The organism is Nesterenkonia muleiensis (assembly GCF_003600155.1).
GTDB classification, from domain to species: domain Bacteria; phylum Actinomycetota; class Actinomycetes; order Actinomycetales; family Micrococcaceae; genus Nesterenkonia; species Nesterenkonia muleiensis.
Map to the genome: position 1 here is coordinate 245,136 of NZ_QWLD01000003.1, position 21,887 is coordinate 267,022.

The following is a 21,887-nucleotide window of genomic DNA, read 5'->3' on the forward strand; positions in this document are numbered from 1 at the left end:
AGAGCGAGTGGCTCGGCCTCAGGAGGAGTAGAGGGACTCCACCTCGTCGGAGAAGTCCTTGGCAACTTTGGCCCGGATGAGCTTCAGCGAGGGGGTGAGGTGACCGGAGCCCTGGTTGAGCTCAGTGCCGATGAGTCCGAAAGCGCGGATCGATTCAGCCCGGGACACCTGCGCATTGGCCTGATCGACTGCCGTCTGGATCTCAGCCTGCAGGGCCTCGGCGGCGGACTCGTCATCCAGGACTTCGGTGACCGAGAGCTCGCCGAAGCCGCTGCGCCGGGCCCAGCCGGGAACCGTCTCGTGATCTGGGAAGACCAGCGCGCTGACGAATGGCTTATCATCACCGACCACCACCACCTGCCCGACCAGGGCATGACTGCGCACTGCTTCCTCCAATGCAGCGGGGTAGACGTTCTTGCCCCCGGCGGTGACGATGATCTCTTTCTTTCGCCCGGTGATGGTGAGGAAGCCGTCTGCATCCAGGGAGCCGAGGTCGCCGGAGCGGAAGAAGCCCTCGGCGTCGAATGCTTCGGCGGTCTCCTCAGGGCGCTCATGGTAGCCGTCGAAGATCACCGAGCCTTTGAGCAGAATCTCACCGTCCTCAGCGATCCTGACGGTCGACCCGGGCACCGGGATTCCCACGCTGCCGAGGCGGGTGGCTCCGGGGATGTTCAGAGTGATCGGAGCCGTAGACTCGGTCAGTCCGTAGCCTTCCTGGACCGGGATCCCGGCTCCGGTGAAGAAGTGCCCGATCTCCGGGTTCAGCGATGACGCCCCGGAGACCATGTGGGTGACTTCGCCGCCGAGCTTGGCTCTCAGCTTGGAGTAGACCAGCTGGGAGAACAGCGCGTGCTTGGCCCGCAGCGCAAGCGAAGGTCCGGAGCCGGTGCCGCTGCTGGCAGCCTGCAGAGCCTTGGAGTAGTCGACTGCGGTGGCCCGGGCAGCCTCGAAAATCTTGCCCTTGCCCTCCTCCTGGGCCTTGGCCGCCGCCGAGTGGTAGACCTTTTCGAAGACCCGCGGCACCGCGAGGAGCCAGGTGGGCCGGAAGGTTCCCAGATCCTCCAGCAGCGTGGAGGTGCTCCCGGCGTGGGCCACCTGAATGCCCCGGTGCAGGCAGATCAGCTGTACAGCCCGGGCCAGCACATGCGACAGCGGCAGAAACAGTAGGGTGCGGGACTCATCGCCGGCGAGGATCTCAGAGGCGAAGGGAACAATATTGACAGCGCCCTCAGCCAGATTGCGGTGAGTGATGCGCACACCTTTGGGCTTTCCGGTAGTGCCGGAGGTGTAGACGAGGGTGGCGAGATCGTCGGCTCCGGCGGTGCTGCGGGCGGCCTCCAGCTGACTGTTGGTGACATTCGTGGCGCTGGCGGAGATCTCATGGATGTCCGCATCGGTCTCAATCGGATAGATCTCCACCCCGGAGTTCTTTCCGCCGGCCATATTGGCCCCGGACTGGACTTTGGCGCGCAGCTCTTCGCTGCCGATCAGCACCAGTTTGGCCCCGGAGTCAGCCAGCAGATGGGCCACCTGGTGGGCTGAGCTGGTCTCATAGATGGGCACGGAGATCCCCCCGGCGAACCAGATGGCCTGATCCACCACCGCCCAGGAATAGCTGGTCGCTGACATCACGGCGACTTTGTCCCCGGGTTCAACTCCCAGCCCGATCAGTCCCTTGGCCACACCCCGGACCTGCTCCAGAAAGCTCGCGATGGTCACATCCAGCCATCCGCCGGCGCCGTTGCGGACCGCATACACCGGACAGCCGGGCTGGGCTTCGGCCAGTGCCAGCACCCCGTCAGTGACGTTGAGGTGGTCTGCCACCCGGGCGATCGGCTCTGTGGTGGTCTCGCGAATGTGCTCAGCAGTAGTCACGGCACCAGTCTAAGCAGTAGGGACCAGTCTCAGCTGTGCTGCGGCAGCCGAGGAGTTCACTGCTGCCGTCGGAGCCGGTTGGCGGCATCGTAGAGTCCGCTGGCGTTGAGCCGGTTCTCAGCGGCGATCTGCTTGGCGGCGGTCTTCATCCGCTGGCCCGAAGCAGCCTGTTCCAGCACCAGCTGAGCAGCCTCCTGCAGGGTCAGCGGCTCCTGACCCTGCAGGTCACCACCTGATACTCCGGCGACCAGGAGCACGAATTCGCCTTTCAGCCCCGGCCCGCCCTGGCGTTCCGCCAGACTCTGGGTCAAGTGATCGAGATCACCGCGGAGGACCTCCTCGTACCTCTTGGTCAGTTCCCTGGCCACCGCGGCCCGCCGGTGACCGCCCAGCGCCTCAGCGAACTCGGCCACCGTGGCAGCAATGCGGTGCGGGGACTCGAACAGCACCGTGGTCCATTCCTCCCTGCCCAGCCGGTCCAGCAGGGCACGGCGATCCGACTGCTTGCGCGGAACGAATCCGGCGAAGCAAAACCGGTCAGTGGCCAGACCGGAGAGTGCCAGCGCGGTGGGCACCGCCGAAGCACCCGGGGCTGCGGTGACGGCCACCCCGGCGTGAACCGCGGCAGCCACCAGACGCTGTCCCGGGTCGGAAACCGCGGGCATGCCGGCATCGGAGACCACAAGCACCCTGGTTCCGGCCCCTGCCTGCTCCACCAGCTCGGCCGAGCGGGCAGCCTCATTGTGCTCGTGCAGGCTCACCAGCCTGGCGCTGGTCTGCTCGCCCAAGGCCCGAATAAGATGACGGGTGCTGCGGGTATCCTCACAGGCGATCACCTCGGCACTGCGGATCAGCCTCCGCAGCCGGTCAGTGGCATCAGCCAGATTACCGATCGGGGTGGCTGCCAGCACCAATGGAGACTCCCACAGCCAGGCATCAGCCTCTTCCACCATCACCACTGCTGCCACACTCCGCTCCATCGGCTGAACACCTCTGGCGAGTAGCATATCCAGGGTGAACAGCGCCGACCCCCTCACCGCGCGGGCCGCCCCCGGGGCCGCTCCGGACACGCGCGGACAGGCGCGGCTGCGGACCGCTCGCCTGGAGCTGGTGCTGGGTGCTGAGCGCTTCTACGCCGGGGTCTGGGGCTGGATTGTCCCGCTGACGGCCTTCGTGTGTGCGCTCGGGCTGCGGCTGAGCGGGCTGAACAACCCGCATGCGCTGATCTTCGACGAGACCTACTACGCCAAGGACGCCTACGCCCTGCTGCAGGCAGGCTATGAGCTGGAATGGCCTGAAGACGCTGATGACCAGTGGCTGGCCGGTGCCCCGCAGCCGACGCAGAACGGTTCCTATGTGGTGCACCCTCCCCTAGGCAAATGGCTGATCGCCCTGGGGATCGCTCGGTTCGGGATCGAGGAACCCTTCGGTTGGCGGTTCTCCTCCGCGGTAGCCGGCGCCCTGGGGGTCCTGCTGATCGCGTTGATCGCCCAACGGATGTTCAGGTCGGTGTTCTTAGGCGGTGTGGCTGCGGTGCTGACCGCTGTGGAGGGCCACCATCTGGTGATGTCCCGGGTAGCGCTGTTGGACATCTTCCTGATGCTCTTTGCGCTTGCCGCCTTCGGCGCGCTGCTGATCGACAGATACAGCGGACGACGACGTATGGCAGCCTGGGCGGCCCACAGCCCGCCAGATTCGCCGGCCTGGGAACATGGCCCACTGCTGCTGTGGCGTCCGTGGCGGCTGGCCGCAGGCGTCCTGCTGGGCTGTGCGGTGGCCGTGAAGCTCTCCGCCCTGGCGTTCATCGCCGTCTTCGGAATCATGGTGGTGCTCTGGGACCTTCAGGCGCGGCGCGCCGTGGGGGTGCGCAGATGGGTCAGCTCTGGGCTGCTCCGGGACGGCCTGCCCGCGGTGGTGACGGTGGTGCCCGCTGCTGCGGTCACCTATCTGGCCTCCTGGACGGGGTGGCTGGTCAGCAGCGGAGGCTGGGGCAGGCAAGACTATGACCAGGATGCCTCAGGTGTGGCCGCAGTGATTCCCAGCCCCCTGCGCGCGCTGTGGAACTATCACAGTTCCGCCACGGACTTTCACACTGGCCTGGACTCCGGACACGAGTATGCCTCCCACCCGTGGACCTGGCTGTTCATGGGGCGGCCGGTGTCCATGCACTATCAGGGACGCGACCAGGGGGAGGTCGACGAGTACACCGGGGAGCTCTGCGAAGCAGGCTCCTGCTCCTCGGCGATCGTCGACCTGGCCAATCCGCTGATCTGGTGGGCAGGGGTCATCGGGCTGCTGGTGGTGCTGCTGCTGTGGATCGGCCGCCGCGACTGGCGCTATGGGGCCATCCTCTCCGGCTTTGTGGCAGGCTTCGGGGTCTGGCTGCTGTTCCCCGACCGGACCATGTTCTTCTTCTACACGATCAGCTATCAGCCGTTTCTGATCCTCACCCTCGTGGTGCTGGCCTCGTTGGTGCTGCGGATCGGCACTGGAACTCTCAGCCTGTCCGGGAAGCGGCGCAGCAGCACCCAGATTGTCTATGCCCAGCAGCGAAATACGGTGCTGGTGCTGTGCTTCGTGCTGCTGGCTGTGGCCGTGTCGGTGTTCTTCTGGCCGGTCTGGACCGCGGAGTTCATCCCCTACGATCAGTGGCGGCTTCGCATGTGGCTGCAGTCATGGATCTGAGATGAACGCCCCGACCAAGGCAGAGGTGAGGCGCAGTATTCGCGCTGGCCGGGCAGCATTGAGCCGGCAGGAGCTGACCCGCCGGGCAGAGTCACTGGCCTCCGCGCTGGCACGGCATATCCCTCCGCAAGCAGTGGTGGCCGGATACCTTCCTATGCCGGGGGAACCTGATCTTCTGCCGTTTCTGGAACTGCATACGGCTCGGAGGGGGCCGGTCTACCTCCCTGTGGTCCCACCCACGGGCAAGCACCTGGAATGGTCCGCCTGGGCCCCTGGAGCTCCCGTCCGGCAGCACCCCCGGTTGCCGGTCACTGAACCGGACCCGGAGCTGACCGGTTCTGTATGCCTGGAGGTGGTGATCGGCAGGGTTGCTAAAGCCCGCAAGGATGCGCAGGGAGTTGAGGAGCCGCCGGCTGAGCAGGCCTCTCAGGGCCCCGCGCATCTGGTGTTCTTGGTACCGGCTCTTGCCGTGGACACCTCAGGAGCCCGACTGGGCCAGGGCGGCGGCTACTACGACACCTCCTTGGCGCCGCTCACCGGGCTCTTGGAGCAGCATCCGGGCCTGCGGTGTGAGGTGATCGCCGTCGTCCACTCCCACGAAGTGCTGGAGCCTGGCTCGTTTCCGGTGCAGCCGCATGACCTGCGGGCACCCCGAGTTGCCACCGAGTACCGCGTCGTCGGTATGTGATCGTATAATTGGCACTCGATACTGCCGAGTGCCAAACCCTCAACGTCACGATTCACCCAGGAGCGCACCAGATGCCTACTTATGCCTATGCTTGCAAGGACTGCAGCCACGCCTTCGACATTGTGCAGTCCTTCTCCGACGATGCGCTCACCGAATGTCCGCAGTGCCAGGGCCGGCTGCGCAAGAAGTTCGGCAATGTGGGTGTGACGTTCAAGGGGTCAGGCTTCTACCGCACCGATTCACGCGGTTCCTCCTCATCGAGCACGGACTCCGCCAAGGACAGCTCCTCCAGTGCCGGCGATTCAGCCTCGAAGAGTTCTGAAAGCTCGGGCAAGTCCTCTGAGTCTTCTTCACGCTCCGGCGGGTCGAGCTCCGCACCTAAGACCCCGGCGGCAAGCGCCAGCTGAACCTGAGTAATCGCTCCGGTCTGACGTCAGTCCGTGGCACCGACCAACGTCAGGTGCAGACGGCCGGAATGACTTGCCTCTGCGATCTGCTCGGCTGTGGGCGCATCCACCGCAAGCATCACCACGTCCGTAGACTCGCTGGCCGCACCCAGCCAATTCTCTGACTCCTCCTGCGGGACCCACAGCACAGGCACCGCCTCGGCCACCCGCCCGGTCCCACCGCCGCGCTCGGGGGCGTCTGAGGAGGCGGTCACGTCCACCCGCTGCCCTGGAGAGAGCAATCCAATGATCGCTGTGTCTGATGGCCTCACAGGGACCGCGACAGTACCGGAGTCATAGCCTGCCAACAGTCCTGGTCCCACCAGCTGGGTCTGGTGCACCAGGGCCCCGGCAGGCAGCGCCACCGCCACCGTTTCGCCCAGCAGCGCCTCCAGGCCGGGGGTGTGGCCGGCCGGTACTGCCGCGGCATCGACCTCAACTTCCTCCACCACTGCGGCGCTGAGCACCTCACCTGCGACCAGGTCTGAGGTTGCCCGCACAGCAGTGGTGGTTTCAGCCCCAGCGTGCTCACGGGCCAGCAGCGCTGCCAGTGCTGCGCAGAGCCCCAGAAGCACAGCCACCGGAATTCTGAAGCGACGCACCCAGCGGTAAAGGCCGCCGGGTTTGAGCCGCCTGCGCACCCGCGGCGGGCGGGGCCGTGGTGGAGCCGCCTTCAGTTTATGAGCTCTGACCATCCGGGCAGGGGGTGAAGATGGTGGCCCCGTCCGGCGACGCCTGTGGCGTGGTTTCTCCGGGACAAACGGCACTGAGGAACCACTCTCAGCCCCCGAGCCTGACGAATCCGTGAGCTGGAGCCACGGCGGCCGGCGCGCTCTGCGCCTCCCAGTGCGGGAAAAACTCTGACTGCTCATACCTCCAGCATGGAGTCTCTTGAGACTTTGACGCAGCTGATCTGGCTCCGCTGTGGAGTATCCGGCGTGCCGGGAGCCAGCGGTTCCTCTCTGGGGAAAACTCCGGGCTCATCCCCAGTGCGGCGGCTTCTCCGCCTTCAGCCACTCCGCCCGGGAGTCTCGGTCTTCATCGGCATGCTCAGACTCCTCACCCGACGGCGCGTAGACCTGGGACTCGACCTCCTCAGACTGGCCAGAAGTCGCCGGGGCGATGACCCGCCGGTGGCCGTGGCGCCTGCCGGGACGTGACCGCCTCTCCTCTTCCGGGTCAGGGACCACTAGGAGAACCTGCGCTGCTGCGGTGCCGGCCACTGCTTATTCCTGCGGTGGGCGTCCTCATCCTCGATGTCAGCGGCTCCGCCGAATCTGACCTGACCGGTGTGCTGGGAGAGCATCCCCCGCCCGTGCTCAGCGAATTCCGGGCCGGCGCCGAGCCCGACCGCCTCAGCCACCTTCTCGGTGGCCGAACCCGGGTCGGTGAAGACTTCGATGGTCCACAGCACCATGTAGTGCCAGCCCAGTGATTCGAACGTGTCAGGGCGCAGCCGTGATCGTTCGCGCACGGGAAGCTCAGCATAGGCCGAGGTGCCGTCAGAGACCATCGCCACCGGTGTGACCGGTGTTTCCGCGGTGATCCGGCGCGGACATGCCGCAAGGTCCAGCGACCCGCGGAATCCGTCTTCGACACGGCCGCCGCGAGCGCGGATCCGGTCCACCAGGTCCAGAACCAGCGGATCGGTCAGTTCGGCGGAGCCGGAGGGGTTGGAGTGCTCGTCAGCGCCGAGCCTCAGCAGGTCGTGCACCAGCACGGCTCCTTCTTTCAGCTCGCTGCGGTCCAGGTCCTCGAAGGCGATCGAACTGACCACCGTAAGCCGCCCCCTGGCCCGGGTCACCGCCTGTCCGAAGTACTCCGGTCCGCGCGGGCCGGAGAGTTCGCCGAGCTCATGGGCAGGCTCCCCTTTGAGGGTGCGGCCGAAGCCGATGGAGAAGATCACATCGTCACGGACCACTCCGTGGGCGCGTTCCACCGGTGTCACCACGAACTTCTCACCGGTGCCGGTCCCCGCCGCGCCGGCGCCCGAGCCGCCGGGTATTCCGGCCGCGCCCTGTTCGAAGAACGGCACTGCCCACTGATGGTTGGCCAGGTGTAACCGGATGGCATCGGCGACCCGCTTGGCGTGCCATTCAGAGCCAGTGACCACAGCCAACGACCGGTTGCGGTGAGCCCGCACATGCTCAAAAACCAGGTCCACCACACGGTTGACCTCCGCGGTCGGCGACTCCACCGGCTCACGCCCCACGCTGCCGGTGATCTGCTCCACCTGCAGTCTGCGTCCCTGACCGGTCAGCTGTGCGGCATCGGGAAGCCGGATGAGCCCACTGCCGTACAAGGAGTCGGAGAGCAGCCCGGTCAGCTCCTGGTCCACACCGCGGTGCACCTGGCAGAGCCGATATTCCGGAAGGATGCGTGCCAGCTCAACGTAGATGGAATCTGGCACCTGGGCCTCGGCCTCACGGGCGATCGGGTCTGCGGAGACCACCATCGGCTTCGGCGCACCGGTGGCCGGATCGCCGAAGGCCACCACCTGCTCAGCGCGGGAGATCGCGCCCAGTGCTGCGGGAACGGCGAGTGTCTCGGCGTCCAGAAGCACGACGACGTCGAAGCGCGGCTTCTCAGCCGAAGGCGGGAAGTGGGCGGACAGTCCCAGCGGTGAGGTGGCCCAGATCGGGACCAACGGCTGGGTCAGCTCGGGAGAGACCGACTCCATCGCCTCCACCGTGGGCGCAGCCTCGCGCAGCAGGCTGCGCAGGTGGGCAGCTGCTTCGGGGTGCGATTCCACCGCCGACTTCCAGCGCACCGCCAGCTCGGAGTTCAGCCGCTGTGCCCCAGAGGCGATATGTGCGGCGTCGGCTGCCCGGAATTCAGCTTCGACGGTGCGCAGGTTCTCCCCGGTGGTCATGGCCAGATATTCGTCCCCGGAGATCATCGCCTCCAGGGCTGATTGCCACCACGCCAGCTCCAGCTCATCGGCCACTTGAGCTGCCGGGATCTTACGGTCAGCAAGATCGGTCAGCAGCTCTTCGAATCCCTGCTCGCGCAGCTGTTCGGCCAGCAGGGTGCGCTCAGGGAGGGTCTGCAGGGAACGTTCATCCGAGGTCAGCGCTTCCACCGCGGTGAAGAGATGGTCGGCGGAGACGTCGAACAGCGTGGTTTCGCCCACAGGTGCCAGGACTGCCACCAGTTTCTCCAGCCGGGACTGCACCTGTCCCACACGGTCCACCAGCGCATCGAGGTTCTTCGGCACTTTCGGTAAGGAGGTGTCGCCGCGGCCGTTCTTCACCGCCGTGGCGACCCATTCCTCGCGCTCGGACTGCACGTCCACCAGCGAGGAGTGCAGGTCATTGATCGAGACTCCGGAGCGGATGTATTCTTTGGCCACCCTGCGCAGCCGCGAACGCGCCATGGAGCTCATCTCCACGTTGTTCTGCCGGCGCCACCAGCCGGGTGCGGTGGCCGCAATGAGGTCGTCAACGTCCCGGGCGTAGATGTCGTGGCTGAAGCGCCCCAACGATTCTTGGACCCGTTGGAAGAGCAGCACCTGGGAGTGCCAGTCGGCGAAGCTGTCCCCCGGGGTGACCTCCACCGACTGGCAGGCCGATTCGATCTGCTCCCGCAGTCCGGGCAGTTCGGCGTGCAGCTGGGCGACCAGCGCCTGGGCGTCCCGAGTCTCCTGCCGGTTAGAGAGTTTGGCGCCGAACCACGGGCTGGTGCGGGTCTCGGCGGAGAATTCACCCAGCTCTGCGATGCGCTTGAGCTTCACCGCCACCGGCGAGCGGTCCACCGTGTTGTCCAGCACTGAACGTCTCAGCCGCACCGCAGTTCCCGGCGCCGGGCTGAGACTGGTCAGGGCAGCCAGAGCCTGCATGGCCTGATACGGTGAGCAGCTCCACCGTTCGCGGACCTTGTGCAGGCTCGCCACATGGTCTCGCAGCTGATGGCGGCGCTCCGAGAGCCTGCGGTGCAGCTCGGCCAGCCGGGGAGGCTCGGCCCGCTCGGCCCGTTTGATCGCCCGGATCACCTGGGCTTTGAGGTCCTCAGGGGGGGAGGACGCAGCCACATGCACTGCTAAGGTTCCGGCTTTGGCCGCCGAGAGCCGGTGAGCGAACTCGCTGAGCGTGTCAGTCCGCTCCGCCACCACCAGCACCCGTTTGCCGGACCAGGCAAGCCCTGCTGCGGCGTTGACTGCCGTTTGGGTCTGACCGGTGCCCGGCGGGGCATTGATCACCGCTGAGACCCCTGAGAGCACGGCATCGAGCGCCTTCTGCTGGTCTTGGTCTGCATCGCAGAGCAAGCGCTCGGAGGATGGCGGCCGTTCATCCAGGGACTCGAGGCCGGCTACCGCGGCCAGCGGCTCAGGCTGGTCAAGCCGCTCGCCTGAGCTCAGCTGCTGCAGCAGAGAATGGTCCAGGTTCAGGGTGGAGGGATCGCCGAGGTCAGCGATGTCCGCAAAGGTCGAGACATAGAGTTGATTCCACACCTGCAGGCTGGACAATGGGGCTCTTTCCGCCTCCCCGGCCGCTGAGGAGGCGATCCGTCCCAGCAGATCGGAGGTCCGGGAAGGATCGAACCGTGCGGTGACGTAGCCTGTCTCGTAGAACTCATGGGGGTCCAGCCGCAGCCCGTGGGCCTGTTCCAGGTGGCGGATAAGTGCGGGGTTGAGCCCGGCAGCGGAGGTGAACTGCAGCTCGTAGTCGGCGGAGCCGGCACGGGCCCCGGACCGGCTGCGCAGACTGATCGGCACCAGCATGACCGGTGCGGTGAAGGACTCGGTGCCGGCCGGGGTGGATTCGGTCCAGGAGGCGATCCCGGCGGCGAGGTAGCCGACCTCGATGCCTCGCTCCTCGGACATCTCCCGGATCTTGGCACGGATGCTCGCTGCCGCTTTGACCCCAGGGTCGAATACGCTCGGGTCGTTGAGCAGGGTGGAGAGCCGGGTGCGGCGCCCGCCCAGAAGCTGCATCAGACCGGAGGCATTGGCCTCGGTGAGATCGATCGAGTTGTGCTGGCTGGGTGTGAAGCGCAGCATGGTGTCGTTCTCAGTGCCGGTGCCGTGAGATTCGATCCATCGCAGAATCGGCGCGGTCTCATGCGCGGAATCCTCCGGGGCAGGGCTCTCTGCGGAAGCAGCGGACTTCTCTTCGGACACCGATTCCCTCCAACGCGTACAGGTCTGGAGGTCAGGGTACCCCTACTCCCACTCGATGGTCCCCGGTGGTTTCGAGGTCACGTCGAGGGTTACCCGGTTGATCTCCTCGACCTCGTTGGTGATCCGGCTGGAGATGGTGGCCAGCACCTCATAGGGCAGCCTGGACCAGTCGGCGGTCATCGCGTCCTCTGAGCTGACCGGACGCAGCACCACCGGATGCCCATAGGTGCGGCCGTCACCCTGGACACCTACGCTGCGGACCTCGGCGAGCAGCACCACCGGCATCTGCCACACCTCGGCGTCGAGCCCGGATGCGGTGAGCTCCTCGCGAGCGATGGCGTCAGCTGCGCGCAGGATCTCCAGGCGCTCCTCGGTGACCTCACCGATGATCCGGATGCCCAGACCGGGACCGGGGAACGGATGGCGCTGGACGATTTCTGCCGGCAGGCCCAACTCGGCTCCTACGGCGCGGACTTCATCCTTGAACAGGGCGCGCAGCGGCTCCACGAGCTTGAACTCAAGATCCTCAGGCAGCCCGCCGACGTTGTGGTGGGACTTGATGTTGGCAGCTCCCTCTCCGCCGCCGGATTCGACGACATCGGGGTAGAGGGTGCCCTGGACCAGGAACTCGACCTTGGCGCCCTCAGCCTCGGCCTCCTCCAGAATGTTGCGCTCTGCCTCCTCGAAGGCGCGGATGAACTCACGGCCGATGACTTTTCGCTTCTCTTCGGGGTCGCTCACCCCGGCCAGTGCGGAGAGGAAGCGCTTTTTCTCATCGGCGATGTACAGCTTGGCTCCGGTGGCGGCGACGAAATCGCGCTCTACCTGCCCGGCCTCTCCCTGCCGCATCAGCCCGTGGTCGACGAACACACAGGTCAGCTGGGAGCCGATGGCTTTCTGCACCAGGGCCGCGGCCACTGCCGAGTCCACACCGCCGGAGAGGCCGCAGATGGCCCGGGCCCCGCCGACCTGCTCGCGGATGGCTGCGACCTGCTCCTCGACAATGTTGCCCGTGGTCCACTCAGGTGCCAGGCCGGCCCCGGCGTAGAGGAAGTTCTCGATGATTCGCTGGCCCTGGGGAGAGTGTTTGACCTCGGGGTGCCACTGGACCCCGTAGAGTCTGCGGGCCTCATCGGCGAAACAGGCCACCGGGGCGGCGTCGGATGCGGCAAGAACCTCAAAGCCCTCCGGCGCGGCGGTGACGGCGTCGCCATGGCTCATCCAGGTGGTCTGGACCGGGTCGGTGCCGTCGAGCAGGCCGTGCGGGGCCGTGGTGGTGCGGACCTCGGTCTTGCCGTACTCACGCTGTCCGGTGCGGGCCACCTCGCCGCCGAGGGCGTGGGCCATGGCTTGGAAACCGTAGCAGATCCCCAGCACGGGGATACCGGCTTCGAACAGGTCGCGCTCCACTGCGGGTGCGCCTTGTGCGTAGACGCTGGCCGGTCCGCCGGAGAGGATGACCGCGGCGGGGCGCCGGGCGATGATCTCGTCTGCGGGGAGGGTGTGCGGCACCACCTCGGAGTAGACCCGGGCCTCGCGGACCCGGCGGGCGATGAGCTGGGCGTACTGGGCGCCGTAGTCGACCACTAGCACGGTCTGCGCGGTCGAGTCGGGGCGTTCGGCTGCTGGTGCGGAAGTAGTCACTGCCTCATCCTAAACGGGGTGAGGCGCAGGCGTAGCAATCCACCGACTTCAGGCACGATGGCCACGGCACCGCGGCCGAGACCCGATTGAGCCGAGCGAAGACCCGAGCTTGCTCGGTGTCTTCCGAGGCGATTGAGGGTTGCGCACCGCAGGTGCGCAGAGCTGTGCGGGCTCTGCCCGCCAGCGGGACCACCTTCAGGCGCGATGGCGAGCGCAAACTCGCCGAGAGCTGAGCGGGCTCTGCCCGCCAGCGGGACCAACTCAGTAACGCGAGGCGGCCTCGGGGTTCGCCTCCAGGTCACGGCGGACGAAACCGACCACTTTGCGTTCAACGAAGAAGCTGAAGAACGGCACCAGACCGCCGGAGATGATCAGGGCCATGCGCGCTGCACCCCAGCGGATCATGTACCAAAGCCGGAACCCGGCCACCAGATAGACGATGTAGGCCACCCCATGGGCCTGGGCGATCATCGTGGAGGTGGAGCGGGCATCCTGCAGAGAGTCCGCAGGGTAGAAGCCGATGGCGTTGGACTCCCCCTCCACAGTGGTGCCGCCCACGTAGAGCTCGTAGCCGTCCCAGAAAGTCCAGCCGAACAGGGAGCCGCTGATGAGGATCTTGGCGACCATGATCAGCAGGAAGGCCCCGGTGATGAAGGCCATCACCCGGTAGAAGCCCAGTGCGCTGCGGATCTGTGCCGAGGTGCCGTAGAACCGGCGGGACTTCCCACGGGGCCGCGGCGGCGGTGTGCCGATGGCGGCTCCGGTCTCGGTGCTGTTCTGCTCGGTCATCTTCTCTCCTCCACCACATCTTGGTCCGGCGGTGTTCCTGTCCGCTCCGGATCCGTTGCGGTCTGCTTGGCCAACTGCTCTGCTCTCCACTGCTCTGCCCATTCTCGGTCCAGCCGCTCCTCCTCCAGCTCACGCTCGTGAGCATCCTTCACCAGACGCCACCACAGGTAGAACGCGAAACCTGCGAAGACCACCCACTCCACCGCGTAGAAGAGGTTGAGCCAGTTGATGTCGTTGCGCTCCGGCTGAGGACCTACCCAGACCGGCTCCAGGCCGAGGTTCTGCTGGCTGACCGGAACCCCTGACTCATGCTCGAGGTCGAATGCCACCACAAACCCTGAGTAGGAATCCTCCTCCCAGAGATTGATGAGCTCAGCTGCTGAAAGCGTCGGCAGCACGCCGTCGGGAAGGTCGCGGGGGCCAGGGCCGGGAGCTTCGGTGGGCAGGAGCCTGCCCTGAATGGCCATGTCGCTGAACAGGTCCGGCTGGGGAGTATCAGCGTCGGCCTCATCCTGAAAGCTGAGCGGGCCGGAAAAGAGCGACCCGCCCTCGTCGAGCCATCCTGGGTCATCGGTCCAGCCCAGCACCACCGGGATCACCTCACCACCAGGAGCATCTTCGACGCGAAACGCCGCCACCGCCCAGTACCCGTCCTCACCGTCCTGAAGCCGGGAATCCACCAGCAGGTGCGTACCGGGTATGAACTCGCCGGTGACGTCCACGATGCGGTCGGCTTCCTGGATGCTGATGGAGCGTGCGGGTTCGTAGATCTCGGTGAGCTCCACCGCGGTTTCGGTGTCCTCTGCGTAGCTGTGCTCAGTGCGGGACTGCTCGAACTGCCATGCTGAGAGCACCACGAAGACGGTGGCCAGTGCCAGTGCGAGGACCAGCATGGCGATCCATTTGGGTTGGCGGGCGGTGGCCCAGAAGGAGGATGAGGACACTGCACCAGAATACGCGGGCCCCGGCGCGAGTTCTACATGGGGTAGAAGATGTTCTGTCCCGCGCCGATTTCGGCTATCCCGATCCCGGTGTCAGGATAGTGGCATGATGCGACTGGACCACGTCTCCTTTGCTGTCGGCCCGGATGGAATGGACGCCACCGTAGACCGGATCACGGAAGCTTTGGGGGTTGACCGCGTCAAAGGCGGCATCCACCCGAGGTTCGGCACCGCCAATGCGATTATCCCTTTGGCCGGTAAGCAGTACCTGGAAGTTGTTGAGGTTCTGGACCATCCCAGCGCGGATAAGGCCCCTTTCGGGCAGGCGGTGCGCAACCGTTCCCAGATCGGCGGCGGGTGGATGGGCTGGTGCGTCACCGTTGATGACCTGGCCCCTTTCGAGGAGCGGCTGGGCCGGCGCAGCGTGCCGGGCAACCGCAAGTTCCCCGACGGCCAGGAGCTGACCTGGCAGCAGATCGGTATCAAAGGGCTGATCGCTGATCCGCAGGTGCCGTATCTGCTGCGCTGGGACTTGGGAACTGAGCACCTGCACCCCTCCCGCGCCTATGAGCCGCAGGCGCGGCTGACCAAGCTGTCGATCGCCGGCTCACCACAGCGGGTGGCCGACTGGCTGGGCTCCCCGGAGGCAGACCCGTTCGACGACGTTGACGTCGACTGGATCGCCCCGTCAGGAACTCCCGGGATTATGAGCGTGACGTTCTCCACGCCTAAGGGCGAGGTCACGATATAGCCGCAGTGATCGCCAGCGCCGCCGTCATGGCAACGGCGAAGGCAGGCATCATGAAGATGCGCAGATAGTCGGCCCGGCGCACAGCACGACGACGCCGGGAAATTTTTTGCTGCTCCTCCAGTGGGGCGGCAAGAACATCATCGGTGTAGCGGTTGCGTGAAGATCGCAGGAACTCCAGCACAGTGGCCGCCGCTAACACCCCCGCACCGATGATCAGGAGCATGGGCGCTAACAGTTCAACGGCGGGCTCCTGCAGGACGAACGCCGGCAGCAGCAGCGAGGCGAGGACGACCACAAAGATGACGATGCTGGCTGTCCGGTGACGCGCCACGAACCCCATGACCGCGGCGGCCTTCCAATTCACCGCCACGATGATGAGTCCGATGAAGAGGAAAATCAACAGCATGCCGGCTGAGACGCTTGCTGGTTCCCCGGCTCCCACCCCGGGAGCGGACCAGATCATCAGCATCATCCCGAGCAGTTGTCCCATAGTAGGAAGCGTGTCACTGACGAAACTACGTGATTCCTGATCAGGGTTGACCGGGAGGTTCAGGCTTGCCGCGTAGGCCCGGGCGGGCCCGAAAACCTCCTCAGCAGTATCCCCTGACTCCGCACAGTGCGAATTCACCTCTGCCAGGGCGGCGCCGATGTCATCACCGGCGGCTCCTTTGAGTCGGAGTTCGAGCACGAACTCCTCGGCCCATGCAGGGTTCACATCGGGAGCAAATTCTTGTCCCAGAGCGTACTTCTTGTTTCTCTGCTGTCGAATCCCGTTCATCGGTCCTCCTCGGGGCCGGTTTCGTCAAGAATCTGATGGGTTGTCAAGGTGAAGGCTCGCCATCTCTGGGTGAGGTCATCCAGCGCGGCGTGGCCCTGACTGGTGAGGGCGTAGTACTTGCGTCCTGGGCCGCCTTCGCCTGGCCGCCACTCGATCTCCACACGGCCGGACTGCTCAAAGCGTTTCAGCAGCGGGTAGAGCGTGCCGCCTTTGACAGGGCCGAGGCCCCCAGCGGCCAATCGCGCCGATATCTCATAGCCGTAGGTGGGACCATCGGCAAGGACCCGCAGCACACAGAGTTCGAGCACACCGCGCATCCACTCTCCGGGCCACTCATGCTCTGAACTCATATCTAGATCATATCCTTAACTAGATAGACAAGCACTATAGATGAACATGCCGAGGGTTTGAGAGCAGCTGCATGGATCGGAGCACAACTAAGCCGGCCCCACACCACTTTCTGGTGCGGGGCCGGCGTCGTTCGGCGATGGAGTCGGGCGGTCAGCTGGCGGCAGCGGCCTGGTTGAGCTCCTCCTCCAGCTTGGCGCGCCTGCGCTCATGAATCTCTGCCAGGCGCTCGGCGCGTCGGGCACGGCGGCGCTTGGTGGGCCAGGTGATCAGCAGGACGATGAGGCTCATCAGCAGCAGGAGCACTCCCAGCCAGATGCCAGCGTCGATCCAGAACTGCTCCGGGTAGAGCCTGATGAGCGCGGAGTCCGAGGCGAAGCTCCAGTTGCCCTGGGGGAAGAACAGATGGTGGAACTCAGTGAAGAACCGCTCCCAGCCGATGAGGAGCGGAGTCACCACACCGGCGACCATCAGCCCGAGGGTCACCCAGGCACCGGCGAACAGACCCCGGGCAAACCCGCCCGGACGCCACCTGCGCAGCAGTAGAGCCAGCAGCAGGCTGATCACCACGAGCCCTGCAGCGATGATCATGGCGTACCAGATCAGGATCTTGACATCGGCCATATGGGAGACCTCTGCCTCGGTGAACAGCGGCTCTCCGCCGGGGGCCAGCTGATTCAAGTATCGAGAGTCGGCGGCGTTGAGCAGGAAGTCAGTGCCGTATGAGCCGTAGAGCAGCCGCTCCCGCAAGTCCCACCCTCCAGGATCCTGCGGGAAGCCCGGGCGCCAATAGGTGAACATGAGGAACAGCGGGCTCGCCACTACGCGGATAGCCAGCACAGCGAGGACCAGCGGGGTGAAGATCGCGATCAGCACGGTGAAGAATCGGGAGATGCCTCGTCTGCTCTTCTCCACCTCCTCCTGCAGCTCGTCCTCATTCGGCGGCGCGGGCACTCGCTGAGCCGGTGGCGCGGTGACCGGCTGTTCGGAGGGGCGCTGCTGAGGCAGATGCTCTTGGGGCGGGGCCGCTGCCGTAGCAGGAGAGGCTGCCGGGGCGGCAGCACCCACCGGCTGCTGCTCACGCGGCAGCACGGTGGTGGTCTGATCACCGGTCGAAGGCGGAACGACCTCGGTAGCCTGCTCATCCTCCTCCGGTGAGACCGCTGCTGGAGGCGCCGGAATGCCCGCCGCAGGCGCGGTGGAGGGCTCAGGTGCCGGTTCCGAGGGCTGTTCCTGTTCGGCGGAGGCGTCGTCGTTGTCTGCACTCGGCTCGGTCTCGAAATGGTCCTCGGGGAAGTCAGGTTCCTCGGAGACGAAGGCACCGTAGTCCAGCCCGGACTCGTAGTCCTTGTCATCCGCAGGGCTTTCGCGGGGTTCCTCAGGGTTCTGGCTCATCATTCGCCTCTCCACGCATTACTGGCCATCATCAACCAACAGTAGAGCCCGGCGGTGGAACTGCGCCGGAACACGCCCGGCAAGTTGCGGATTACTTCGGCTCAGGCCGTCAGCTCGTGGCTTCCTGAGTCGTATCGTCCCAGGTCACCGGTGACTCCAGCAGCCGCGGCCCGGGAACCCAGAACCAGAGCGTAGACCCAGTATGCCGCCAGCACCGCCGCGCCGATGCCGATGCGCAGCCAGTCTGGCCAGGGGGCAGGGGTGACGAAGCCTTCCACAATGCCAGAGACCAGAAGCACCAGGCATAAGCCCAGCGCCACGGTGATGAGCCTGCGGGCCTCCTCCGCCACCGAGGTCAGACGCTTTCTCTGCCCAGGCGCCACCCATGCCCAGAAGATCCGCAGTCCGGCCGCCGCGGCGATGAAGATGGCGGTCAGCTCCATCAGCCCGTGCGGGAGGATGTTGAGCCAGAAGTCTGCGGCGGCACCCTGTTCGTGCATGACTCCACCGGCGATGCCGATGCTGACCGCGTTGATCCCTAAGATCCACACCGGCCAGATCCCGGTGACCCCGAAGATCACCGACTGAGCTGCGATCCAGGCATTATTGGTCCAGACCTGGGAGGCGAAGGCCGAGCTGGGGTGTTCGGAGTAGTAGTTGACGAAGTCCTCGTCCGCGTAGGCCTGGCGGGCGGGCTCAGGCATGATCAGGTCGATCTGGGGGTGGTGATAGGTCCACCATCCAGCCACTGCGCCCACCGTGAGGAAGGCGGCCCCGATGATCACCGTCAGCCACCGCAGCCGGTAGAACGCCACCGGCAGTGACTGAGTGAAGAAGTAGGCAAAGGAGACCAATGCGTTCTCCCCGGTGCCGGTGAGATGGGCACGCGCCCGGCCGATGCTGGCCGAGAGCTTCGCCGCCACCGGTGAGTCCGGCTCCACCGCCTGAATCATCGACAGGTGTGTGGAAGCCCGCTGATAGAGCAGGAGCATCTCATCAGCCTCGGCCGCGGTCAGCCGACTGCGGGAGGCAAGCTCGTAGAGCCGGTCCCACTGCGGCTTGTGTACGGCGATGAACGCGTCGATGTCCACGACCTCCACACTATATGGTGGCAGGTGGGCGAGTCTGAACGCGACTCGGCACGAAACGACCGACGGGAAGTGAGCCGATCATGCGCCATGTGATCACCGGTGAGGCAGTCGCCCTGGAGCTGCCCTCAGTATCGCTGATCACCCGAGGGGCCTCCCTGCTGCTGGATCTGGTCATCTACTGGACAGCGATGGCCCTAGCGTTTCTTGCCCTGGGGCTGACTGGCCAGAGCATCGGCTTCAACGACGCCGCCGCCGCGGCCATCGGCCTGTCCACCATGGTCGGGTTCTTGGTCATCGCCCCGATCACCGTGGAGACCCTGACCCGGGGGCGCTCTGTGGGGAAACTCGCCTTCGGCATCCGCGTGGTGCGCGATGACGGAGGCGCCGTTCGCTTCCGACACTGTCTGATCCGGGGGTTGGCCGGTTTCCCGGAGGTCTACCTGACCTTGGGCCTGCTGCCGCTGCTGATCGGCATGTTCACCGAACGTGGTAAGCGTCTCGGGGATGTGATGGCAGGAACCTATGCCATCAGAGTCCGTCACCCCCTGGTGCGGCCGATGATGCTGCCGGTGCCGGCGACCATGGCGGCCTGGGCGCAGATCGCAGACATCGGCAGGGTTCCGGAGGACCTGGCGGCACGCGCGGGCCGGCTGCTGCGGACCGTAGAAGCTGGAAAACGTAGGGTGGATATGGACGCCATCACCACAGTCAGCGACCGGCTGGCCTCAGAGATCATCAGGTACGTGGCTCCGGCTCCACCTGCCACATCCTCGCTGGAGTTCCTCTCCGCGGTGATGGCAGAGCGGCGCAACCGCGAGTATCAGCGGCTGCGTGTCCAGCAGGAGCGCACCGAGAGCCTCCACCGGCGTATCCACTCCCTGCCGTACTCCTGAGGCTCGAGCGCAAAGGCGACGGGGAAGATCCAGCGCCAGAGCCCGAATACGGCTAGCAGGATCACCGCGATCCACAACGTTCCGTACGACACTCCCGACAGCAGACCCATCCGCTTTCCGATGAGAGCATGGCAAGTGCGAACCCACGCGCCATCGTCTCAGTTCTGCATGGACCGCCGGGACCAACTCAGTACCGGTAGTGGTCTGGCTTATACGGCCCGGCGACGTCGACGCCTAAGTACTCCGCCTGTCCCTTGGTGAGTTCGGTGAGCTTCACACCCAGCGCGTCCAGGTGCAGGCGGGCGACCTTCTCGTCGAGCAGCTTGGGCAGCACATACACATCAGTCCGGTAGGCATCGTGGCCCTCATAGCCGGTCTTATGCGACTTGGCGAAGAGCTCGATCTGCGCCATGACCTGGTTGGTGAAGCTCGATGACATCACGAAGCTGGGATGTCCGGTGGCGTTGCCGAGATTGAGCAGCCGGCCTTCGGAGAGCACGATGATCGACTTGCCCTCAGCGTCTGGGAACACCCATTCGTGCACCTGGGGCTTGATCTCGATCTTCTCGATCCCGGGGATCGCAGCAAGTCCGGACATGTCGATCTCATTGTCGAAGTGACCCACATTGCCCACGATGGCCTTGTCCTTCATCCGCTGCATCTGCTCCGCACTGATGATGTCCTTGCCCCCGGTGGTGGTGACGAAGATATCGCCCTGGTCCACCACCTGGTCGAGTGCGGCGACCTGGTAGCCGTCCATGGCCGCCTGCAGCGCGTTGATGGGGTCGATCTCTGTGACCACGACCCGTGCACCCTGGCCGCGCAGCGCCTCGGCCGAGCCTTTGCCGACGTCGCCGTATCCGCAGACCACAGCAGTCTTTCCTGCCAGCAGCACATCGGTGGCCCTCATGATCCCGTCCGGCAGCGAGTGGCGGATGCCGTACTTGTTGTCGAACTTGGACTTGGTGACCGCATCGTTGACGTTGATCGCAGGGAACAGCAGGCGGTCCTCCTTGGCCAGCTGGTAGAGCCGGTTGACCCCGGTGGTGGTCTCTTCGGTGACGCCCTTGAGCTGGCCGGCGAGCCCGGTCCACCGCTGGGGGTTCTCCTGCAGAGACTTCCGCAGGGTCTCCAGGATGATCGCGTACTCCTCCGGGTCGCTCGGGTCGGGGGACGGCACTGCTCCGGCGGCTTCGAACTCCACACCCTTATGGACCAGCAGGGTGGCGTCGCCGCCGTCGTCGAGGATCATATTGGCGCCCTTGGCAGGATCCTGATCAGCCCCGGGCCAGGCAAAGATCTGTGAGGCGGTCCACCAGTATTCCTCCAGCGTCTCGTTCTTCCAGGCGAAGACCGGGACGCCCTTCGGGGCATCGGCGCTGCCGTGGGGACCGACGACCACGGCAGCCGCGGCCTCATCCTGGGTGGAGAAGATATTACAGGAGGCCCAGCGCACCTCTGCTCCGAGGGCCACCAGAGTCTCGATCAGCACCGCGGTCTGCACCGTCATGTGCAGGGAACCGGCGATCCGAGCGCCCTTCAGCGGCTGCTCGTGGGCATACTCCTCACGCAGAGCGATCAGGCCCGGCATTTCGTGCTCGGCCAGCCGGATCTGGTGCCGTCCGGATTCGTGCAGGGAGATATCGGCAATCTTGTAGTCAAAGCTCATCAGTTGTCCTTCAGCAGTCTGGGCACACCGGATTCGATCGGATAGCGGCGAGTCTCATCATTGATGGCGATAAGTTCCTCACCGTCCTGCCGCAGCGGGCTGCCGGTGACCGGGCACCGCAGAATTCGGAGAACGGCAGGATCGAGCGCGGGCGTGGCGGGCATGGCCTCCAGCGTACCTCTCCGCAGGCACGACGACGTTTCGCCACGTCATATCCCGACGTGTTGGCTCCGCTGGTGGGCTGAGCCCGTACAGTCCCTGACGTCTGGGGTGCCTCGGCCGTGCCACCGCCGCCTTCACACCTGAAGAGTGGCTTCGCAGCAGCGCTGCCAGCAGTAAGACACGGGGTGGGGCCAATCCCGCATTGTCAGGGCAATGGTCGGTAGGCTCAGGCACTGTGGATTCCAAACGCCGCTGCACCAAGCACAGCTGTGAGACTCCGGCTGTGGCGACCCTGACCTATTCCTATGCCGACTCCACCGTGGTGGTCGGTCCGATCAGCGTCTACGCCGAGCCGCACACCTATGACCTCTGTTCCCTCCATGCCGATGCTGTCAGCGTCCCACGCGGCTGGGAGGTCCTCCGCGTGGGCTACGCCAGGGCCGAGGAGAGCGGGGACGACCTCCTGGCGCTGGCCGATGCGGTGCGCGAGCCCCGCCGGGCCCCGGCGGAGGCCGTCCCTGCCCGCCAGGCCCCACCGCCGCTTTCTGCACCCGAGGGGGATTCAGGAATCGCTCGCCATCACCTCCGCCTGGTCCGCGACTAGAGTCAAGGA

20 protein-coding genes are annotated in these 21,887 nt (G+C 65.7%); 6 read left to right on the plus strand and 14 right to left on the minus strand.

Features of this window, described 5'->3' with window-relative positions; all coding sequences use genetic code 11:
• Positions 1-18: 18 nt before the first annotated feature.
• Together DVO78_RS01415 and rsmI are read right to left on the minus strand one after the other, a co-directional pair.
• The gene (locus DVO78_RS01415; protein ID WP_238385076.1) at positions 19-1,875 is read right to left on the minus strand and encodes an AMP-dependent synthetase/ligase; all 1,857 of its coding nucleotides are present in this window, start codon (positions 1,873-1,875) and stop codon (positions 19-21) included.
• A gap of 56 nt (positions 1,876-1,931) precedes the next feature.
• Positions 1,932-2,855 (minus strand): 16S rRNA (cytidine(1402)-2'-O)-methyltransferase, encoded by a 924-nt coding sequence (gene rsmI / locus DVO78_RS01420; RefSeq protein ID WP_238385077.1) that lies wholly within the window; start codon positions 2,853-2,855, stop codon positions 1,932-1,934.
• A gap of 34 nt (positions 2,856-2,889) precedes the next feature.
• Here rsmI and DVO78_RS01425 point away from each other — a divergent pair, with 34 nt between their 5' ends.
• The 3 genes from DVO78_RS01425 to DVO78_RS01435 all read left to right on the plus strand — a co-directional run bounded on the left by DVO78_RS01425 (position 2,890) and on the right by DVO78_RS01435 (position 5,655).
• Complete coding sequence (locus DVO78_RS01425; protein WP_238385078.1) at positions 2,890-4,560, plus strand: dolichyl-phosphate-mannose--protein mannosyltransferase; 1,671 nt, start codon at positions 2,890-2,892, stop codon at positions 4,558-4,560.
• A gap of 1 nt (position 4,561) precedes the next feature.
• On the plus strand, positions 4,562-5,248 hold the full coding sequence (locus tag DVO78_RS01430) for a 5-formyltetrahydrofolate cyclo-ligase (RefSeq protein WP_120003011.1): 687 nt from the start codon (positions 4,562-4,564) through the stop codon (positions 5,246-5,248).
• Between the two features lie 71 nt (positions 5,249-5,319).
• Positions 5,320-5,655: an FmdB family zinc ribbon protein gene (locus DVO78_RS01435; protein WP_120003012.1), complete on the plus strand. Its 336-nt coding sequence runs from the start codon at positions 5,320-5,322 to the stop codon at positions 5,653-5,655.
• A 26-nt stretch (positions 5,656-5,681) separates the two neighbouring features.
• Here the strand turns inward: DVO78_RS01435 and cpaB are convergent, their stop codons facing one another.
• The 6 genes from cpaB to DVO78_RS01465 all read right to left on the minus strand — a co-directional run bounded on the left by cpaB (position 5,682) and on the right by DVO78_RS01465 (position 14,190).
• Entirely contained in the window at positions 5,682-6,275 is a 594-nt protein-coding gene (gene cpaB, locus DVO78_RS01440; protein WP_157983799.1) for a Flp pilus assembly protein CpaB, read from the minus strand.
• Between the two features lie 399 nt (positions 6,276-6,674).
• Positions 6,675-6,917, minus strand: coding sequence for a hypothetical protein (locus DVO78_RS01445; RefSeq protein ID WP_120003014.1), 243 nt, complete (start codon positions 6,915-6,917; stop codon positions 6,675-6,677).
• Positions 6,884-10,813, minus strand: a complete 3,930-nt coding sequence (locus DVO78_RS01450; protein WP_120003015.1) for a DUF4011 domain-containing protein — start codon at positions 10,811-10,813, stop codon at positions 6,884-6,886. The genes DVO78_RS01445 and DVO78_RS01450 overlap by 34 nt, the downstream gene beginning before the upstream one ends.
• 42 nt (positions 10,814-10,855) lie before the next feature.
• Positions 10,856-12,406: a glutamine-hydrolyzing GMP synthase gene (gene guaA, locus DVO78_RS01455; RefSeq protein ID WP_120003166.1), complete on the minus strand. Its 1,551-nt coding sequence runs from the start codon at positions 12,404-12,406 to the stop codon at positions 10,856-10,858.
• A gap of 312 nt (positions 12,407-12,718) precedes the next feature.
• Positions 12,719-13,246 carry a DUF3817 domain-containing protein gene (locus tag DVO78_RS01460; RefSeq protein WP_120003016.1) on the minus strand — a complete coding sequence of 176 codons (528 nt, stop codon included), beginning with the start codon at positions 13,244-13,246 and terminating at the stop codon, positions 12,719-12,721.
• A complete protein-coding gene (locus DVO78_RS01465) occupies positions 13,243-14,190 on the minus strand; it encodes an SURF1 family protein (protein ID WP_120003017.1) in 948 nt (315 codons plus the stop codon). Before DVO78_RS01465 ends, DVO78_RS01460 begins: the two co-directional genes overlap by 4 nt.
• A gap of 103 nt (positions 14,191-14,293) precedes the next feature.
• Between DVO78_RS01465 and DVO78_RS01470 the strand changes: the two genes are divergently transcribed.
• Positions 14,294-14,938: a VOC family protein gene (locus tag DVO78_RS01470; protein WP_120003018.1), complete on the plus strand. Its 645-nt coding sequence runs from the start codon at positions 14,294-14,296 to the stop codon at positions 14,936-14,938.
• On the opposite strand, the gene DVO78_RS01475 is transcribed toward DVO78_RS01470, so the two are convergent.
• The 4 genes from DVO78_RS01475 to DVO78_RS01490 all read right to left on the minus strand — a co-directional run bounded on the left by DVO78_RS01475 (position 14,928) and on the right by DVO78_RS01490 (position 18,550).
• On the minus strand, positions 14,928-15,716 hold the full coding sequence (locus DVO78_RS01475; RefSeq protein WP_120003019.1) for a hypothetical protein: 789 nt from the start codon (positions 15,714-15,716) through the stop codon (positions 14,928-14,930). The genes DVO78_RS01470 and DVO78_RS01475 overlap by 11 nt on opposite strands.
• Positions 15,713-16,066, minus strand: a complete 354-nt coding sequence (locus DVO78_RS01480) for a PadR family transcriptional regulator (protein WP_120003020.1) — start codon at positions 16,064-16,066, stop codon at positions 15,713-15,715. The genes DVO78_RS01475 and DVO78_RS01480 overlap by 4 nt, the downstream gene beginning before the upstream one ends.
• Positions 16,067-16,217: 151 nt before the next feature.
• Positions 16,218-17,462, minus strand: coding sequence for a DUF1461 domain-containing protein (locus tag DVO78_RS01485; protein WP_120003021.1), 1,245 nt, complete (start codon positions 17,460-17,462; stop codon positions 16,218-16,220).
• 98 nt (positions 17,463-17,560) lie between these two features.
• Positions 17,561-18,550: a stage II sporulation protein M gene (locus DVO78_RS01490; RefSeq protein ID WP_202912047.1), complete on the minus strand. Its 990-nt coding sequence runs from the start codon at positions 18,548-18,550 to the stop codon at positions 17,561-17,563.
• An 80-nt stretch (positions 18,551-18,630) separates the two neighbouring features.
• Between DVO78_RS01490 and DVO78_RS01495 the strand changes: the two genes are divergently transcribed.
• The gene (locus DVO78_RS01495) at positions 18,631-19,443 is read left to right on the plus strand and encodes an RDD family protein (protein WP_120003022.1); all 813 of its coding nucleotides are present in this window, start codon (positions 18,631-18,633) and stop codon (positions 19,441-19,443) included.
• 187 nt (positions 19,444-19,630) lie between these two features.
• Here DVO78_RS01495 and ahcY read toward each other — a convergent pair whose 3' ends face one another.
• Together ahcY and DVO78_RS17680 are read right to left on the minus strand one after the other, a co-directional pair.
• Positions 19,631-21,112, minus strand: coding sequence for an adenosylhomocysteinase (ahcY, locus tag DVO78_RS01500; protein ID WP_120003023.1), 1,482 nt, complete (start codon positions 21,110-21,112; stop codon positions 19,631-19,633).
• Positions 21,112-21,276: a Trm112 family protein gene (locus DVO78_RS17680; RefSeq protein ID WP_202912048.1), complete on the minus strand. Its 165-nt coding sequence runs from the start codon at positions 21,274-21,276 to the stop codon at positions 21,112-21,114. Before DVO78_RS17680 ends, ahcY begins: the two co-directional genes overlap by 1 nt.
• A 233-nt stretch (positions 21,277-21,509) precedes the next feature.
• On the opposite strand from DVO78_RS17680, the gene DVO78_RS01505 reads away from it, so the two are divergent.
• Positions 21,510-21,878 (plus strand): DUF3499 domain-containing protein, encoded by a 369-nt coding sequence (locus tag DVO78_RS01505; protein WP_120003024.1) that lies wholly within the window; start codon positions 21,510-21,512, stop codon positions 21,876-21,878.
• Positions 21,879-21,887: the final 9 nt, after the last annotated feature.

Excerpts from the sequence above, each read along its gene's own strand:
- DVO78_RS01435 (WP_120003012.1), top strand. The coding sequence starts at position 5,320 with ATGCCTACTTATGCCTATGCTTGCAAGGACTGCAGCCACGCCTTCGAC.
- DVO78_RS01495 (WP_120003022.1), top strand. The coding sequence starts at position 18,631 with ATGCGCCATGTGATCACCGGTGAGGCAGTCGCCCTGGAGCTGCCCTCA.
- ahcY (WP_120003023.1), bottom strand. The coding sequence starts at position 21,112 with ATGAGCTTTGACTACAAGATTGCCGATATCTCCCTGCACGAATCCGGA.
- rsmI (WP_238385077.1), bottom strand. The coding sequence starts at position 2,855 with ATGGAGCGGAGTGTGGCAGCAGTGGTGATGGTGGAAGAGGCTGATGCC.
- DVO78_RS01475 (WP_120003019.1), bottom strand. The coding sequence starts at position 15,716 with ATGAACGGGATTCGACAGCAGAGAAACAAGAAGTACGCTCTGGGACAA.
- DVO78_RS01430 (WP_120003011.1), top strand. The coding sequence starts at position 4,562 with ATGAACGCCCCGACCAAGGCAGAGGTGAGGCGCAGTATTCGCGCTGGC.
- DVO78_RS01460 (WP_120003016.1), bottom strand. The coding sequence starts at position 13,246 with ATGACCGAGCAGAACAGCACCGAGACCGGAGCCGCCATCGGCACACCG.
- DVO78_RS01485 (WP_120003021.1), bottom strand. The coding sequence starts at position 17,462 with ATGATGAGCCAGAACCCTGAGGAACCCCGCGAAAGCCCTGCGGATGAC.
- DVO78_RS01470 (WP_120003018.1), top strand. The coding sequence starts at position 14,294 with ATGATGCGACTGGACCACGTCTCCTTTGCTGTCGGCCCGGATGGAATG.
- DVO78_RS01480 (WP_120003020.1), bottom strand. The coding sequence starts at position 16,066 with ATGAGTTCAGAGCATGAGTGGCCCGGAGAGTGGATGCGCGGTGTGCTC.
- DVO78_RS17680 (WP_202912048.1), bottom strand. The coding sequence starts at position 21,276 with ATGCCCGCCACGCCCGCGCTCGATCCTGCCGTTCTCCGAATTCTGCGG.